We start from the raw sequence: 599 nt of genomic DNA, 5'->3' as shown, positions 1-599 counted from the left end.
CGCGGCGAGTCCTCTGTCTCGCGTCGCCGCCGACAACGGCTTGAAGTGCGCGCTCGTCGGACAGTCCGTAAGCATGGAGCCGCCAGACATCGAGCGGTTGGACGAGCGGACCGTCCAGCGGATCGCGGCCGGCGAGGTCGTCGAGCGCCCCGCGAGCGTCGTGAAGGAGCTGGTCGAGAACAGCCTCGACGCGGGTGCGAGCCGCGTGGCGGTGTCGGTCGAGTCGGGCGGCACCGAGGGGATCCGCGTGCGCGACGACGGCGTCGGCATCCCCGAAGACCAGCTGGACGCCGGCGTCGCGGAGCACGCCACCTCGAAGATCGGCGACATCGAGGACCTCGACCGCGGCGTCGGCACCCTCGGCTTCCGCGGCGAGGCGCTGTACACCGTCGGCGCCGTCTCGCGGCTCACCGTCCGCTCACGGCCTCCGGACGCCGAGGCGGGCGCGGAGATCACCGTCGAGGGCGGCGAGGTCGGCTCCTCGACGCTCCGCTTTTCGCCCGACCGCGTCCGAACCGACCCCGCCGAGGTCGCCGTCGGCACGCCCGGGAGCGCGACGCTCGTCTGTGAGACGGTGCTCCCGGCGCCCGTCGCCCTCG

1 protein-coding gene is annotated in these 599 nt (G+C 74.0%); it reads left to right on the top strand.

Annotation, left to right across the window (positions count from 1 at the left end; translation table 11 throughout):
* Positions 1-73 precede the first annotated feature (73 nt).
* Positions 74-599, top strand: a 526-nt coding sequence (mutL, locus tag D3D02_RS18550; protein ID WP_233560713.1) for a DNA mismatch repair endonuclease MutL, incomplete at its 3' end; no start/stop codon positions are given.

Origin of the sequence: Halobellus sp. Atlit-38R (assembly GCF_003665925.1) — an archaeon.
GTDB lineage: Archaea > Halobacteriota > Halobacteria > Halobacteriales > Haloferacaceae > Haloquadratum > Haloquadratum inordinatus.
This window is presented reverse-complemented; position numbering and strand designations above follow the sequence as displayed.